Here is a 15,409-nt window from a genome sequence, read left to right as displayed (position 1 = left end):
AGATGAGATTTCCCATTACGTTAAGTAAGTAAGACCCCTTAGAGATGATGAGGTTGATAGGTCTCGGGTGGAAGCGTGGCGACACGTGGAGCTGAGAGATACTAATCGGTCGAGGACTTATCCAAATGAATAAAGCGTTGAATTCTTCTAGCACATTATCCAGTTTTGAGAGAACCACTCTCAATTTTAAAAGTCTAGTGGCGATAGCGAAGAGGTCACACCCGTTCCCATGCCGAACACGGAAGTTAAGCTCTTCAGCGCCGATGGTAGTTGGGGGCTTCCCCCTGTGAGAGTAGGACGTCGCTAGGCTTGTATATTATTCCACAGTAGCTCAGTTGGTAGAGCAATCGGCTGTTAACCGATCGGTCGCAGGTTCGAGTCCTGCCTGTGGAGCCATACATGGAGAGCTGTCCGAGCTGGCCGAAGGAGCACGATTGGAAATCGTGTAGGCGGTGACAAACTGTCTCGAGGGTTCGAATCCCTCGCTCTCCGCCAGAGGATTTATTATAAATGTACGGCCCGTTGGTCAAGCGGTTAAGACACCGCCCTTTCACGGCGGTAACACGGGTTCGAATCCCGTACGGGTCACCAATAGTATCAAACTCTGTATGGAGGATTAGCTCAGCTGGGAGAGCACCTGCCTTACAAGCAGGGGGTCGGCGGTTCGAGCCCGTCATCCTCCACCATATAAATTTATATTACCGCGGGGTGGAGCAGTCTGGTAGCTCGTCGGGCTCATAACCCGAAGGTCATAGGTTCAAATCCTATCCCCGCAACCAAAATAATTATCGCATCTCCTTCGAATTACTACTAGGAAGATAATATAAGTAGTGCTTGAAGAGTGCAACCAAAAGTGGTCCCGTGGTGTAGCGGTTAACATGCCTGCCTGTCACGCAGGAGATCGCGGGTTCGATTCCCGTCGGGACCGCCATTATTATTTTCATATTAGAGGGTTGAGAGAAGCAAGAAGTTTGAGGAAACAACTGAACGAACGCCGGATTGTATTTTGATACATGAGGACGTGAGTGAAGGAAGTTGACGAAGAAATTCGAAGCTTATCACAGACCGAATTAGGCTCGGTAGCTCAGTCGGTAGAGCAATGGACTGAAAATCCATGTGTCGGCGGTTCGATTCCGTCCCGAGCCACCATTTTTGCCGGTGTAGCTCAATTGGTAGAGCAACTGACTTGTAATCAGTAGGTTGGGGGTTCAAGTCCTCTCGCCGGCACCAGTAGTTTTATAAAATAACATTAAAATAAATCACTTTAGATGTAGAGTGACATATGATATAATAAGTAACATTACAGAATGTTGGAGGGGTAGCGAAGTGGCTAAACGCGGCGGACTGTAAATCCGCTCCCTGAGGGTTCGGCGGTTCGAATCCGTCCCCCTCCACCATTAAGCGCAAAATGTAGGGGCATAGTTTAAAGGTAGAACTACGGTCTCCAAAACCGTCAGTGTGGGTTCGATTCCTACTGCCCCTGCCATTTTAAAATTTACTATTGGGCTATAGCCAAGCGGTAAGGCAACGGACTTTGACTCCGTCATGCGTAGGTTCGAATCCTGCTAGCCCAGCCATTTGCGGAAGTAGTTCAGTGGTAGAACATCACCTTGCCAAGGTGAGGGTCGCGGGTTCGAGTCCCGTCTTCCGCTCCAGAATATATGGCGGCATAGCCAAGTGGTAAGGCCAAGGTCTGCAAAACCTTTATTCACCGGTTCGAATCCGGTTGCCGCCTCCAATTTAAATATGTAAAGTCCTTTATACCCTTGCCGGGGTGGTGGAATTGGCAGACACACAGGACTTAAAATCCTGCGGTAGGTGACTACCGTGCCGGTTCAAGTCCGGCCCTCGGCACCATTTAAATTTACCATACACAGTTTGACTGTGTTTTTTTATTCCTAGCTATATGCCGGTGTGGCGGAATTGGCAGACGCGCACGACTCAAAATCGTGTTCCTTCGGGAGTGTCGGTTCGACCCCGACCACCGGTACCATCTACATATTTTACGTTAACTTTAAAATAACCAGATAGCTCATAAACGTTGATATATCAATGTTTGTGAGTTTTTTTATTGTTTGCAGATAACTGTGGAAATCATAGAAAATCATTAGATATTACACAAATATTACACAACCATTTCTTCAAATGTTTTCACCGTTCCTAGCTCATCTTCTTCACGTAACTCCTTAATTACGTGGGTATATTCTTTTAAAGTTGTCTCAATATCGCTGTGACCCAAGCGCTCACTTACATAATATATTGAAACTTTTTTATACAGGAGAACACTGGCGTGCGTGTGCCTGAGCCCATGCATCGTTATTGGTTCTATGCCAAGTTCAGTTAAGACTTTCTTTAAAAGATTGTTTGCCGCCGTATTGCAAATGACTTTGTATTTAGACTTAGGACTGTAAAAAACTAATTTATGAATATTGTTAGGTGTGGATGCAAACAACTTTTTGAAATGAAGCATTGTTCGTTGATCCATTTTTATTGTTCGATTTGATTGTTCGTTTTTTGTTGGACCAAACCCTTCTGGACTTCTTTTCATATAGCCCCACGTTTTACTAATGGTGATTGTGTTTTTTACAAAGTCAAAATCACTTCGTGTAAGTCCGACTAACTCAGCAAAACGCATACCTGAAGTCAAAGCTAAAAGTAATAAGGAGTAGCCCAATCCTTTATCAAGCCTGTTCCGAATTTCTCTTAAAAGTAGCTCACTCTCTTGATAATTCAGATGTTTCTCAATAGACCTTTTAGAAGGCGTTGTCCATGTTAATTTAGCTTTTCTTGTGAAATCATGGTGTATAATCTGCTCTTCAACTGCATCCTTTACACAAGCACGGATATGAGTATTTAACTTTTCTACGGTTTCCCGTGCTTTGTTAGAGCCATACTCGTTTAAAAACATCTGATAATCGTGTCTAGTAATCTCTTGTAAAGGTGTGCTCCCGAAATATGCTTTGATTGCCTTGGATGTATATTGATAATGTCGTTGGGTTGTAACACTTAAAGTAGATTTGTAGAGCTTAACCCACTTATCAAAATACTCATCTATAGGTGCTGGCATCAGATGGGGAACAATTCCTTTACTCAATTGGGCTTCCACTTCTGCCCCAGCTATTTGAGCCTCTTTTTTTGTTCTGAACCCTCCTTTTCTTAAAGGTTGTGCTTTACCATTTACATAATGACTGACAGTATATTGATAGGTTTTTCCTCGTTTTTGAATGCTAGCCATACTTTCCCCTCACTTTTTATTGGTAAGGGTGGCCAGGCTGAGATAGGTCACCCTTATCATAACAATTTTTATTTCAAAGTTGTAGTGAATCCTTTTCCGATAGAACAGTAATTAAAGGTAGTACTAAGAAAATATTCGGTGAAAATTATTCTCCAAAAACTCCGCCATTTTTGATGCATGAAAGGACCATGTTTGCCCTTTAGTTTTGGGATAGAAGACAAATCCACCTGAATCAACATCAAGCTGCTCTCGAAACTTTGAAGGATAAAGGATGTTCTGTTTAATCCATACTTGCTTTCGATTAACTCTTGTTTCAAGGTCTTTCATTGACCAATAAAGTCCAACTAATTGTTGCTGTTTTAATTCTTCCAGTTCTGCTTTTGAGATAAGTACTGAATCACTTGGGATAGGGATAGTTAGATTAACTGATAGTTGTTGCATGAAATTTTCCTCCAGTGTAAAGTGAGATGCTATTGCATTAGGCAATAGTAGCTAAATTAGCAACCTTATCGTCAGTGGCGTATGGTCCGTTATTTGTGGGGTATATAAATCCAAACAAAAAAACGCGACCGATAAGAACAGACTTCTTGTAAGAAGCTGTTATTGACTTATCGCATTCGCGTTTTATCTGTGTGTGTATTATTTAAAGTTTTCTAATGTAGTAAATTCAATATTTAATTGCTTACTTACAATTTATAAAATACTCGAAAAGTTGTCAATCCAATCTGCTCATAATAAAATTTTTGGAGAGGTTTGCAACTGTACCTATGTTTATGCCTTGCCAATATCTAATTCAGTTTTCGAAGTTTTTAGTAGCTTTTTTATTCATAAAACATCTTGAGGCGGCGCCTAAGACGATTCTGAGTACGGAAAAGCTACCTTATGATAATGAAGCTGTTTGTATTCAATAAAGACTCGTGGCGGCGGCCTAGTAGCTTCTTAAGGAATAAAAGATGCCTGAATTTCAAGTAGCTTTTAGCTGTTAAGAAAAGCATGTTTATTAATAGCCAAACTGTATCTGCAAAACTAGCTACATCACACGTATGGGGCGGCCGGCCCTTGAACTACATAAATGAATACTCAATGCAGCATAGAGGAACGAGGGATCCCAAGGGGATCATCTCGTGACGAAGTAGTAGAGTAGAGGTTGAGGTAGAGAAGCTTGTACTTAATACAATAGTAAGGAACACTCTCTCAAAAACGGCTCCGAAGCATTGGTAATAATGAAAAAGCAAGTGGGGAAAATTCCCACGTTATCTAAATAGAGTGGGAAAAATCCCCCCGTTTTTTGCCCATAATCTTATATGAAAAAAAGCCTTAACCATCTGAAAGTTTCATTGGGTTAGGCTTTTTTGCTTACTCTTTTTCTGTTTTCTCATAAAGGTATTCTTGGATCAACTTTTCAAGAAGTTTAGAGACGTCCGTGTCTTCTTGAATGGCACGCAGTTTAATTTTCTTTATCAACTCTTCGTCCAGAGTAGTTGTGAATTTTTTTCTCATATCGTTCACCTCAATAATATTTTACCGTATATACGTATATAAGTAAATGAGTATTGACGTAATACGTATATACGTATTAAAATCATAAATAGAAACAACAATTTGTTCGGGTCAATGTGGATAAAGGAATATTTACTAGTAATACAGCTATTAAGAGATAAACGAGGGAGTGGGCGGGATGGCAAATAAAATTGTAAAGTTATTAGTTAACGAAAAGGGAGAGTATTTAGCAAAGCTTGATGAAATCCAGTTAAAAGAGGTGTATGCGAATGGTGGCGTGCCATTCTTTCCAAAGAAGTATTCAGCTCCACATGACATTTGGGAGTTATTTGAAAAGGAACAAGAGTCAGAGGGGATAAGTAAGAATTCAAAATTCTCAGCTGCCGATGTTAGAAGGTTTCAACAGTTAATTCGAGACAAGAATATCAACAGTCAAAACATGATAGTCGTCAACAAGCGTAAAGTGGCTAAGGCTGCAGATTTTATGGAAATAGCAGAGATTGTTGACATTATGGAAAGGAAGGAGCTCCAGAGGTTTATGGCTAAGCTTAAAAGGTTGCAGCTTATTAAAGAAAGCTACAACGATAAATTAGAGCGAGTGGAGTATTACATTAACCCTTGCTACCGAAAGCCAGCTGCAAGATTATCAGTAGAATTATATGGCCTGTTTCGAGAGTATCTATGGGAAGCCATGACTGTTAAGAAGAGTGAGTATGAAAAGATTAAATCTAAAAAGTTTATAGAAGAAGGGGAGCTAACTTCTAATGCTTACAGGAATGCCATCGAGCAGGCTTATCAAGCTCAACGAACAACTACTAACACAGATCCATCAGCGTTGGATATTGTAGAAGAGGTTAGAATAGCTGTCCTTGAGGAAAAAGTACAAAATGCACAAAAAGAAATCACTGAATTTGAAAAAGTTCATGAGGATGATTTATACCTTAGCATTGAAGAATCGTTTGAGGTAGAGGATAAGCCTATTCCAAGTACAGTTTCAACATTGACATTATGGGCAGAAGTAGAGGGGGCTAACTATATCGGACCAGCCAGTGGTGTAAATAAAATAGAGTTAGAAAGTGTTAGAGAAGCTTTCCAGGAATTTATTGTGGATGAAGATAAAGAACTGTTCATTTCAAAAGTAGGCCATCTTTTTTCATTTGAACAATCGATGGAACAAAATAGCACAAAAGACAAAAAAGAGGCGCAAGCTAAATAGCTCACACCAAAGACAATAAAATAATCCTAATTAAATAATAGATAAAAAGGAGCGCCTTGTCAAAGGCGCCCTAGAAGTTATTTATCATATTTTCGCTTATTGGCCTTCTTTATTTCAATGTTAGTCATTATGGGCCTTATTCTTTCTCTAATTCTTTCATGAATAAATTCCTCTTCAAACCCCAACTCTTTTAGTAAGTAGAATTCTAGTATGTTTCGGAGGATATGGAATGCGGTTATTAACTCTTCTCCTTTTAGAGCTTTATGTTCTAGGTTTTGATTATAGTGAGTATAGTAATTCCTTGTATTAGCAACTATCTGTGGAAAGTCTTTTAATTTGAAATCGCCAGTATGAAAGCAGAATCTATAGTCTGCTAGTAACAGGTGAGCTAGGCGACATCTTAATGTGACAAAGTCTTTACAACCCCCTAATAGAAACTTCTTATCTTCCTCTCGAAAGGATTCGTGTCTTAATTCCAGTAATTGTTCTACTCTTTTCTTATAGTCACGAAGAGAGTAGGTAATTCTACGAGAATGATAGGTTTCTAATGCTTGTATCATATTCAAAAAATGTCGACTTACTGACAATTTACGGTTGTATAAGCTGTCGATATACAATTCTATTATTGGTTCCATAATGGTCGATATTTCTTGCCATTTTTGAAAATTTGCTTGATTAAGCTCGCTTAAATTAAATAAAAATTCATGTTTTAATATTCTTTTATTGTTGTTTTCTTTAATTTTGTTTTGTGTATATGCATGAACAACTTCTAACGGACGAATACGTTTCTTACCATCTTCAAACTCATGATATACTTCAGGAGATTCTACAATCATAGTATTGAATCCCAATGGGCTACCCATAGCTATCTCTATAAGAGTTTTCATTTGATTGCCTATTTTGATGAACCATTCTAATTGATGGGGCGACTGAGCTTCAATAACAAGGTATGGAACTTGTTCTAGGGTAATTTCCTCTTTCATCATTTCAAATGGATAGCTAAAGGTTAACTCGTAAGTTAAAGTGTAATCTTCACATGAGTATATTTCTATGGGCTCTATAGTCTTTAACCCTATAAGAGTTTCTTTATCGCCTATTTCAGGGATTACATAGTTTGAGGTATCTCCCCATTGAATTATTCCTGGAATACTAATTTTCATTTTTGTAAAGCTGATATCTTCTTCTTTTTCGAATGCAACACCATTAAACATAAATGTTGCTTGGTAACCGAATATTTCTTCAGAACCAATCCTGCTTTCGGTACTTATTCGTACACAATCAACAAGTGTAATTTCCGCTCCATTTGCTGTCGTTCCGGTAATGAAAGGGATGGTGAGAGGTAGTTCCAAATAACTCATCATAGGGCCGCTATTAGGTATTCGAATATAAAGAACTATCCCTCCTTCATCTTTGTTTAAGTATAAGTCACCGTAATACTGTTGATTAGAATTATCTACTTTCCAAGATCCAGTTGCTGATAAACTCACATTCATTATCCCCATCTCCTATTTCAATCTCTACTTTTCTACAATTAGTTATTTTAATATTAACATCTCCTTTTATTTTATAGGATATAGGTAGCACTGAAAAATAATTTAAAGGAAAACTGTTAAACCAGTAAAGAGGAGGCTGGTTATGACAACAACATTAACTACAGCAGATATGATTGACTTCTATAAAGTAGGGGCAGATGACTACTTTGAAAATTACACGCCCTATATTTTGAACAAGGTGAGAAAGTGGATCGATAACAATTCAATAGAGGTAACTTATAAAGGTAGTCTTTCACACATAAAGATTGATGCACTATCATTTGCCTATGAATACTACGAACAACTAAAATCAGATAAATTTTCTGATGATATAGATACGGCACGAAAATATTGGTTTAAGACAGTATGGATGAAAATGCTAGATTACTTAAATTATAACTACCTCAATATCGAACGTCATAATAGTAAAGATCCATATAGAAGAACTCACTTCGTTCCCCTCGATTCATTGACAGAGAATGAATACTTATATGAAAAGATCCTTTCTGATTACCACGCTCCGTCTCCAGAGATCGTCCTGGTTGAAAAGGAAGAACAAAAGCTTCCTAAACTCCTGTATGAAATGGTTAAAGATTTCGCCTCTGAACAATACATGATGCACAACTATAAGACAATTCCAAAGGAAAAGTACGTTGAAATGATTCATGATTGCTTAGACTCTGCAATTGAGAGATTAGAATGGCGGACAACTTCTAATAACCGAGCTGCAAATATAAAAGCAGTTTCTGAGAAACATAGTATTTCTTATGGAAGTTTGAATATGTATTATGCACGTTTTAAAGAAGATGTGAGGGAGTATCTGTGGCTCATACCTAAATATTTGAAGGAAAAAAATACCCCTAAATAAATTTTTATAGGAAATGTGTAAATAGCCTTCATTCCAGAGTAATGGAGTTATTGAGACAGAAAAAATTGTCTTATTAATCTCTAGGAGGAATGGAGAATGGAAAAGATGGTTGAAGCAATAAAACAGGACATATCACGACAGGAGAAAGCAAATGAGTATTTCACTCATGCGTTAATACATCTTGAAGAAAATAGAGTACAAGAAGCACAAATAGTAGCTAATAGATGTTATGCAATTTCGGATAGCATCGAGCAGCGCTTAGCAATAAGAATGCTTATACAAATAGCTCAAATTAATAGCCATCAAGAAAGGATGTCCATCATTGATGACATTTACTCCTATTCACAACAGGTAGGAGGGATGCAAAATGACAATTAAACATGGTCTCCTACAAGGCAATAGAAACCGTAGGCTTTATAAAATCTGGTATGACATGAAGCGCCGCTGCTATAACCAAAACAGTAGAAATTATCGCAACTATGGTGGAAGGGGAATTGAGGTATGTGATCAATGGTTATCGGACTTCGCTGAATTCTATCATTGGGCGATGGAGAATGGTTATGACGACAGATTACAGTTGGATCGTATCGATGTAAATGGCGACTATGAACCTATTAATTGTCGCTTTGCAACTCATCAAGAACAACAGAACAACCGTAGAAATAACCGCCTAATCAAGATTGGTAATGAAACATTCACTTGTGCTCAGGTTTGCAGGAAGTATGGTATCAACCCTAAAACATTCCACAGTAGATTAAAAAGAGGCTGGACTGGTCAAAAGCTTCTCAGTAGGAGAAATGCCATATGAGAGACTTGATGACTATCTTCATTGACTTCAAGTCTGGCAACACAGAAGCCTTTCTGGAACTCATTGAGAACAAATATGTAAGTTCGATCATTAAAACAACCGTAAGCAAAACCCTACACTTTGAAGAAGATGAAATCGTAAGCGAAATCTACATTATGATAACGAGCAGAGCTAACAACCTCATTTTTAATAGCTCACCACAAGTTACCTCTTACTTAAACCAAGCCATCCGCGGCTTAGTAAAAAACCTTTCAGAAAAAAGAGCTTCTCAACAGCATCGTGAATGCGAATACAACGAAGCCCTCCAAAACACATTTACTTTCCCAAATGAAGACACCCTAGAGGAAAACGAGATTACTAATTTACTTATGGACAAGCCTTTCTTACGTGAACGAATATTGGAAGACAAGACATACCAACAAATTGCTTCTAAGCATGGTGTGACACTTGCAAAAGTCTATCGTGATACCAAGAAAAGCGAAGAACAAATAAGAGATTTATTAAAAAAGTGAAAAAAAGCAGACTACCGACCTGTTAATAGATTGTAAGCCTCCAAAGCAGGGCATGAACAATAATCTCTCCATTTCCTCGTTAACCCTCCATAGAGTTTATGTCCTGTTTTCATCCTCACAAAAGAAATCTACCGAAAGGAGAGAGGTAATGACTCAATTGAATAAAAAGCAGGAGCTATTCTGTCACCATTATGTCAGAACCTTAAACGCCTCCCTTTCGGCTCGTTTAGCTGGATATGCCAATAACCATAATTCTGGCTATCGAGTAATGAACATGCCAGGCGTTAAGGAAAAGATAGAAGAGCTGTTCGAAGAAAAGAAAAACAACCTAGTAAAGAACGATACATTAATCCAGGAGAAGCTCCATCAACTTGCTATGGGATTAGATGATGAAAACCGTGAAATTTCGAAACAAAACCAGTTAAAAGCGATTGAAATGCTCTATAGATTCATCTTTAGCGATAACCAAGCTCAAGGTCCTCTGCATGACATAACGAACTTCATAGAGGCTCTCACAGGCTCTAACGCACCAACTTGGAATGAGGAAGACCATGAGCAATAGTGAAGGTTTTCAGTTTAAGCCATTCTCAAATAAGCAGAAGCAAGTGCTTAGCTGGTGGACCGATGAATCGCCTCACAAAGATAAACATATGATTGTTGCCTACGGAGCCATCCGGTCAGGTAAGACCATCTCCATGATCCTCTCGTTTGTTTTCTGGTCGCTTAAAAGCTTCCCTGAATCGCAGAACTTCATCCTCGCAGGAAGAAGCGCAAGTGCCTTAAAACGAAACGTCCTAATGCCAATGATTGAGATGCTAAACACGCTAGGCATTGATTATGAATACAAAGTCGGCGAAGGACTGCTACTTATCGGCATGCATCGCTACTACCTCTTCGGAGGCGTCAACGAACGTTCTTTTGAGCCGCTCCAGGGACTAACCGCTGCAGGAGCCTACTTAGACGAAGTTGTGCTTATGCCCCGTTCCTTCGTAGAACAAGCCTTTGGTCGCTGCTCTGTAAATGGCGCGAAGTATTTCATGAACTTAAACCCAGGCTCGCCGCTCCATTGGTTTAAAACAGACATCATCGACAAGGCAAAAGAAAAGAATGCACTCGTTATCCGTTTCACGATGGACGATAACAACTCCCTCGCAGACAAAGCAAAGAACAGGTTACGAAATATGTACTCCGGCGTTTTTAAAAAGCGTTACATCGACGGAGAATTCGTCCTGGCGGAAGGTCTAGTCTATGATGCATTTGATGTTGAGAGCATGACTGTTAGCTCCATCGATGAACCAATCGTAGAAACGCTGATCGGCGCTGACTATGGAACACAAAACTCCACTGTATTCCTCCTCCTCGGAATAGGCAGAAGTAAAAAGGTCTATGTCCTCGATGAATACTACCACTCTGGCCGTGAAAGTGGCCGACAGAAAAGTCCTTCTGAATACTCTATTGACTTCCAGAACTTCTTCCAAAAACATCAGAAGACCTACCGTAGCATCAATCGCGCCTATGTAGACTCTGCTGCGACTCACTTTATTGCACAACTATACAAGGACAAAGTAAGAGGCGTTGTGAAGGCCAAAAAGAATGTCGTTGAAGGAATAGCTTCCGTTCAAAACTTAATTGCTCAGAATCGCTTACACATCCACAAGAGTTGTAAAAACACCATTAAAGAAATGCAAAGTTACTCTTGGATAGATGGACAAGAGGATGCAGTTCTAAAACAAAACGATGGTTGTGTAGATGCCTTACGCTATGCCATTTACACCGCTAACATCACTTAGATTGAGGAGGTGATACCTTGCCTAAACAGTATGAAGAGAATCAACAATGGCCTCCAAAAGAATGGGCCGAAATCTACGACAAGTTTGAAGAGCACGCTGCTTTATACAGTGGCGACGCACAACGCCTCGCAAACTACTACTCTAAGAAACCTTTCTCCCCTAATCAAAACGGACGTTTCTGGGCGCGCCAAGTAAGTGATGAAGTATCTACACGCCTACGAGTTCCAGTTGCTTCTGATTTAGCCGCTACAAGCAGCGACTTATTGTTCTCCAAGCCAATCAGCGTGTCGGTTGATGAAGCACACGAGCAGAAGGCTGCTAAAGACGCAACCACAACTCAAGATGTTCTCGTGGATATGATGGACCGAATGAACCTAGACAGCCTCTTAAGTGAAGCGGGTGAGTTTGCTTCAGCTTTAGGCGGTGTGTACTTAAAGGTGAACTGGGATAAGTCATTATCTCCATTTCCAATTATCAGCGTTGCTCAAGCGGATACAGCTATACCAGAGTTTAAGTTTGGTATTTTAACCAGCGTAACTTTCTGGATGACGATCAGAGAGGACGATAACGTTGTGTATCGGCTTCTGGAGCAACATACACCAGGTCACATCTATAACAGCCTTTACAGAGGGTCTGAGGATTTGTTAGGAAAAAGAATTGCTCTGAACTTCCTTCCGGAAACGCAGGGGCTGCCAGATGAAATCGTTACTGGGATTGACTCCTTATGCTGCCGCTACATTCCTAATATGAAACCTAACCGAATGTTTCGAGGAGTAAGCATCGGTCAATCAGATTTCGCAGGGACAGAAGGGCTTATGGATTCGCTAGACGCTACCTACAGTTCTTGGATGCGAGACATCAACTTATCCAAAGCACGCATCATTGTGCCAGAAGAATGGTTAATGCCTACTCAGCACGGCGGCGTGTTCGATGCAGAACGAGAAGTCTACTCCACTTTGGATATTGACCCAACGTCGATGGAGAAAGTCGGCATAACCATGAACCAGTTTGATATTCGTACCAACGAGCACAGACAGACGGCGCTAGAGTTGCTGGATCGCATCATCACACACGCTGGTTATTCTCCTCAGTCCTTTGGTTTAAAAATCGAAGGAAGAGCTGAGAGTGGAACAGCGCTGAACATACGTGAGCGCAAGACGATGGTGACAAGGGAGAAAAAAGCAAACTTCTGGCGTGCAGCGATTGAGGACATTCTCACAGTGGCTCAGCAAATCTACAACAACAAACTGGGTGGAAAGATTACGGTCTATAGACCAACTGTTACCTTTTCTCCAGTTCACACAGATTTAGAGACGACTGCTAAAACTGTCGATATGCTCTTTAAAGCTCAATCCTCAACGGTTTATACCAGAGTGAAGATGCTGCATCCGACTTGGAGTGAAGACCGAATTCAAAACGAGGTAGATGGTATTTTACAAGAGTTTGCAAGGAGTTAGTTAACCGTGTGAGCAAACGGGCACTAAATGCCCACTTATGTAAGGTTACACAAACTTATTGCAGTAAATGGGCACTCGAGTGCCCGTTGAGGATAGAAAAGCTTGCTTACTATACCGCCTTTGCTAAAATCGCTGAATCCGTTGGTACACAAGGGGTGGCGCGTTCAAACCTTACTTAGCTTTATTAAATAGGGCAATGTCAAACCGTTCAGCTATGCTTTTTTGGATATATCCTCTAAAGATTAGAACAGATTGGTAGTGAGATGTGACTTGCTAGCGCATAAAGTGAAGTCGCTTACTATACCGCCTTTGCTTAATAGCTCTTTATCCCTTGGTACACAAGGGATTGAGGATAATGTCCGATACTAGCTCATGACTCTAAACTGCTGCTAAGGCTGTCCACAAGGACGTTAAACTTGGAGGTAGTTATATATGACAGACGTGAACACAAACGTAAACAATCCAGCAGTTGATGATAAGCAAGACCCAGCTTTAGACAATCAACAGAATGACACCCAGGACGAGAAGCAGTTTTCACAACAAGATCTGGATGACATCATTACGAAACGATTGGCTAGAGAGCGTAAGCAGTGGGAAAAAGCGCTGGAGGAAGAACGTAAGAAAGCCAACATGGATGAGTTGGAGCGTGTAAGGCATGAAAAGGAAGAGGCAGAAAAGAAAGCTACTGAATCCTCTTTGAAAGCAAGTGAGAAGTTGGTTCTTGCGGAAGCGAAGGTGCAAGCGCTGGCCCTTGGCATCGAGGCAAAGAAACTTAACTACGTTCTAAAGCTTGCTGACTTAGAAGTTCCAGAGTTGGTTACTGAAGAAGGCGAAGTATATGAAAAAGGCGTGAAGATGGCTATTAAAGCGATCGTCACTGATTTCCCTGAGCTTGTATCAAAGCCGGAAGTTTCCAAAGGTGGATCCGATTTCTCCAAAGGAAGCAACAAGGGAATGACGCTTGAGCAATTTAATGCTCTTAGCTACAAGGAGAAAGTAAACCTCTATAACACTAACCCCGAACTCTACCGAAGTTTCACAACAAAATAACAACGATCCCAGGAGGAATGAACCATGAGTGTAACAAAAATCCAAGACTTAATAAATCCCGAAGTAATGGCAGATATGATTGCTGCAGAGCTTCCAGCTGCTATTCGATTTGCTCCCCTTGCAAATCTTGATGACACATTAGTTGGACAGCCTGGTAATACCATTACGGTTCCTGCATACAAGTACATTGGCGATGCCGAAGTTGTGGCAGAGGGCGAAGCAATCGATCTTACTAAAATGGAAACAGAAACAGACGAGGCTAAGATTGTTAAATTCGGTAAAGCTGTAGAGCTTACGGATGAGTCAGTCTTATCTGGCTATGGTGATCCAGTAGGGAATGCGAAAGACCAAATTAAAAAATCTATTGCAGCTGGAGTAGACAATTCTTGTTTAGCAGCTTTGAAAGGCGCTACATTGTTTGTTGGTGACGGAACGGAAGCAATCTCTGAATCTTTAATTCTAGATGCAACTGATAAGTTCAATGACGAAGAGGAAGAAGCAAAACTTATCTTTATCGCACCTTCCCAAGCAAGAGAAGTACGTGCTGATGAGAACTTCTTATCACCTCGAGTAATGGTTGACTACGGTATCCAACCGTTAATGCCTGGAGTTATTGGAATGCTAGGTGAGTGCCAAGTAATGGTCTCTCGTAAGATCGAAGCCGTTGCTGGTAAATTCGAAAATATCATCGTAAAAACAGGGGCTCTAACAATCTACCTAAAGAAAAGTGTAGAACTTGAGACTGATAGAGACATCCTAGCGAAAACAACGGCTATCTCTGCAGATCAACACTGTATTGCTCATTTATCCGATGACAGCAAAGTAATCCGTGTTGTATCTAAAGCTTAGTGAAAGAGGGGCGCATTCTAAGCCCCTCTGAAGCTCTAAAGGAGGAATAAACGATGTTATTGCAACGTCATAAGAAAAAACGTGCTCAGGAAGCTTCTAAAGATGTGAAGTCAAAAGAAGCTGTAAGCCAGAGTACAAAAGCAGCTTCTAAAGCTCCTAAAAAGCCTAAAAAATCAGAGTAAACCTAGGAGGTACTAACCATGCAAGAAATTACTTTAGCTGGATACCAGAATATCCGTACACACATGGAGAACTCATGGAAGTTTATTGAGCTGCGAGACGACGCAGGAAACCCTGTGGTTCGTTTAAGTACAGATGACCCTCGTGTAAGCTGGACACACGCTCCAGACGCTCAGACGCTTGAATTGAGTATCGTTCTAAAAGGAGACGACGCTGAAATCTCTCTTCCTCAGAAGTTTAACAGCTCTGTTATCTTTGGCCAGGCGAGCGGAGGAGACGCTCTAGCTCCTGTAACAGACTTTGCACTGTTTGAAATGGCAACAACGGAAGACCAAATCACAGTGCGTCATAGAATCGAAGTTCCTAGGGTGGGTGCATAACTCACCCCTTTGTTTAATAAAGGGAGGTGAGT

16 protein-coding genes, 15 tRNA genes and 2 rRNA genes are annotated in these 15,409 nt (G+C 40.5%); 29 read left to right on the top strand and 4 right to left on the bottom strand.

Translation table 11 applies throughout. From position 1 onward, the window contains the following. From N7Z68_RS19310 to N7Z68_RS19230, 17 genes are all read left to right on the top strand, one after another. Positions 1-125 (top strand): 23S ribosomal RNA (locus N7Z68_RS19310); the annotation flags it as partial. 68 nt (positions 126-193) lie between these two features. Then, positions 194-309: ribosomal RNA gene (gene rrf, locus N7Z68_RS19305) — 5S ribosomal RNA — on the top strand. 11 nt (positions 310-320) lie between these two features. Beyond that, positions 321-396: transfer RNA gene (locus N7Z68_RS19300), tRNA-Asn, on the top strand. 5 nt (positions 397-401) lie between these two features. After that, positions 402-495: transfer RNA gene (locus N7Z68_RS19295), tRNA-Ser, on the top strand. A gap of 21 nt (positions 496-516) precedes the next feature. After that, positions 517-591 (top strand) — tRNA-Glu (locus tag N7Z68_RS19290). A 19-nt stretch (positions 592-610) separates the two neighbouring features. Beyond that, positions 611-686, top strand: a tRNA-Val gene (locus N7Z68_RS19285). Between the two features lie 16 nt (positions 687-702). Beyond that, a tRNA-Met gene (locus N7Z68_RS19280) sits at positions 703-779 on the top strand. Between the two features lie 76 nt (positions 780-855). Then, positions 856-931: transfer RNA gene (locus N7Z68_RS19275), tRNA-Asp, on the top strand. A gap of 142 nt (positions 932-1,073) precedes the next feature. After that, positions 1,074-1,149 (top strand) — tRNA-Phe (locus tag N7Z68_RS19270). Positions 1,150-1,154: 5 nt separating this feature from the next. Beyond that, positions 1,155-1,230, top strand: a tRNA-Thr gene (locus N7Z68_RS19265). Between the two features lie 82 nt (positions 1,231-1,312). Next, a tRNA-Tyr gene (locus tag N7Z68_RS19260) sits at positions 1,313-1,397 on the top strand. A gap of 15 nt (positions 1,398-1,412) precedes the next feature. Next, positions 1,413-1,486, top strand: a tRNA-Trp gene (locus tag N7Z68_RS19255). Positions 1,487-1,502: 16 nt separating this feature from the next. Next, positions 1,503-1,577: transfer RNA gene (locus N7Z68_RS19250), tRNA-Gln, on the top strand. Between the two features lie 3 nt (positions 1,578-1,580). After that, positions 1,581-1,655 (top strand) — tRNA-Gly (locus tag N7Z68_RS19245). An 8-nt stretch (positions 1,656-1,663) separates the two neighbouring features. Continuing rightward, positions 1,664-1,738: transfer RNA gene (locus N7Z68_RS19240), tRNA-Cys, on the top strand. Positions 1,739-1,768: 30 nt separating this feature from the next. Further along, positions 1,769-1,857: transfer RNA gene (locus tag N7Z68_RS19235), tRNA-Leu, on the top strand. Between the two features lie 51 nt (positions 1,858-1,908). Then, a tRNA-Leu gene (locus N7Z68_RS19230) sits at positions 1,909-1,993 on the top strand. A 132-nt stretch (positions 1,994-2,125) separates the two neighbouring features. On the opposite strand, the gene N7Z68_RS19225 is transcribed toward N7Z68_RS19230, so the two are convergent. The 3 genes from N7Z68_RS19225 to N7Z68_RS19215 all read right to left on the bottom strand — a co-directional run bounded on the left by N7Z68_RS19225 (position 2,126) and on the right by N7Z68_RS19215 (position 4,735). Further along, entirely contained in the window at positions 2,126-3,235 is a 1,110-nt protein-coding gene (locus tag N7Z68_RS19225) for a site-specific integrase (protein WP_275120105.1), read from the bottom strand. A gap of 123 nt (positions 3,236-3,358) precedes the next feature. Further along, positions 3,359-3,676, bottom strand: coding sequence for a DUF771 domain-containing protein (locus N7Z68_RS19220; RefSeq protein ID WP_275120104.1), 318 nt, complete (start codon positions 3,674-3,676; stop codon positions 3,359-3,361). Positions 3,677-4,591: 915 nt separating this feature from the next. Further along, positions 4,592-4,735 carry a ribbon-helix-helix protein, CopG family gene (locus N7Z68_RS19215; protein WP_275120103.1) on the bottom strand — a complete coding sequence of 48 codons (144 nt, stop codon included), beginning with the start codon at positions 4,733-4,735 and terminating at the stop codon, positions 4,592-4,594. Between the two features lie 178 nt (positions 4,736-4,913). Here N7Z68_RS19215 and N7Z68_RS19210 point away from each other — a divergent pair, with 178 nt between their 5' ends. Continuing rightward, entirely contained in the window at positions 4,914-5,951 is a 1,038-nt protein-coding gene (locus N7Z68_RS19210) for a hypothetical protein (RefSeq protein WP_275120102.1), read from the top strand. 77 nt (positions 5,952-6,028) lie between these two features. On the opposite strand, the gene N7Z68_RS19205 is transcribed toward N7Z68_RS19210, so the two are convergent. Beyond that, a complete protein-coding gene (locus N7Z68_RS19205) occupies positions 6,029-7,444 on the bottom strand; it encodes an ApeA N-terminal domain 1-containing protein (RefSeq protein ID WP_275120101.1) in 1,416 nt (471 codons plus the stop codon). 142 nt (positions 7,445-7,586) lie between these two features. On the opposite strand from N7Z68_RS19205, the gene N7Z68_RS19200 reads away from it, so the two are divergent. From N7Z68_RS19200 to N7Z68_RS19150, 11 genes are all read left to right on the top strand, one after another. Then, positions 7,587-8,351, top strand: a complete 765-nt coding sequence (locus N7Z68_RS19200; protein WP_275120100.1) for a hypothetical protein — start codon at positions 7,587-7,589, stop codon at positions 8,349-8,351. Between the two features lie 96 nt (positions 8,352-8,447). Continuing rightward, entirely contained in the window at positions 8,448-8,729 is a 282-nt protein-coding gene (locus N7Z68_RS19195; protein ID WP_275120099.1) for a hypothetical protein, read from the top strand. Next, positions 8,719-9,159, top strand: a complete 441-nt coding sequence (locus N7Z68_RS19190; protein ID WP_275120098.1) for a hypothetical protein — start codon at positions 8,719-8,721, stop codon at positions 9,157-9,159. The genes N7Z68_RS19195 and N7Z68_RS19190 overlap by 11 nt, the downstream gene beginning before the upstream one ends. Beyond that, on the top strand, positions 9,156-9,671 hold the full coding sequence (locus N7Z68_RS19185) for an RNA polymerase sigma factor (protein WP_275120097.1): 516 nt from the start codon (positions 9,156-9,158) through the stop codon (positions 9,669-9,671). Before N7Z68_RS19190 ends, N7Z68_RS19185 begins: the two co-directional genes overlap by 4 nt. Before the next feature lie 148 nt (positions 9,672-9,819). Further along, a complete protein-coding gene (locus N7Z68_RS19180; protein ID WP_275120096.1) occupies positions 9,820-10,233 on the top strand; it encodes a terminase small subunit in 414 nt (137 codons plus the stop codon). Continuing rightward, positions 10,223-11,461 (top strand): PBSX family phage terminase large subunit, encoded by a 1,239-nt coding sequence (locus N7Z68_RS19175; protein WP_275120095.1) that lies wholly within the window; start codon positions 10,223-10,225, stop codon positions 11,459-11,461. Before N7Z68_RS19180 ends, N7Z68_RS19175 begins: the two co-directional genes overlap by 11 nt. A 17-nt stretch (positions 11,462-11,478) precedes the next feature. Beyond that, on the top strand, positions 11,479-12,918 hold the full coding sequence (locus tag N7Z68_RS19170; RefSeq protein ID WP_275120094.1) for a phage portal protein: 1,440 nt from the start codon (positions 11,479-11,481) through the stop codon (positions 12,916-12,918). Between the two features lie 432 nt (positions 12,919-13,350). Further along, complete coding sequence (locus N7Z68_RS19165) at positions 13,351-13,968, top strand: capsid assembly scaffolding protein Gp46 family protein (RefSeq protein WP_275120093.1); 618 nt, start codon at positions 13,351-13,353, stop codon at positions 13,966-13,968. 24 nt (positions 13,969-13,992) lie between these two features. Then, positions 13,993-14,817, top strand: a complete 825-nt coding sequence (locus N7Z68_RS19160; RefSeq protein WP_275120092.1) for a N4-gp56 family major capsid protein — start codon at positions 13,993-13,995, stop codon at positions 14,815-14,817. Positions 14,818-14,870: 53 nt separating this feature from the next. Further along, a complete protein-coding gene (locus N7Z68_RS19155) occupies positions 14,871-14,999 on the top strand; it encodes a hypothetical protein (RefSeq protein ID WP_275120091.1) in 129 nt (42 codons plus the stop codon). An 18-nt stretch (positions 15,000-15,017) separates the two neighbouring features. Next, positions 15,018-15,377, top strand: a complete 360-nt coding sequence (locus N7Z68_RS19150; RefSeq protein WP_275120090.1) for a hypothetical protein — start codon at positions 15,018-15,020, stop codon at positions 15,375-15,377. Positions 15,378-15,409: the final 32 nt, after the last annotated feature.

The organism is Alkalihalobacterium chitinilyticum, from assembly GCF_029028005.1.
GTDB lineage: Bacteria > Bacillota > Bacilli > Bacillales > Bacillaceae_F > Alkalihalobacterium > Alkalihalobacterium chitinilyticum.
Note: the sequence above shows the minus strand (reverse complement) of the source record. Positions and strands in the feature narration are given on the sequence as shown.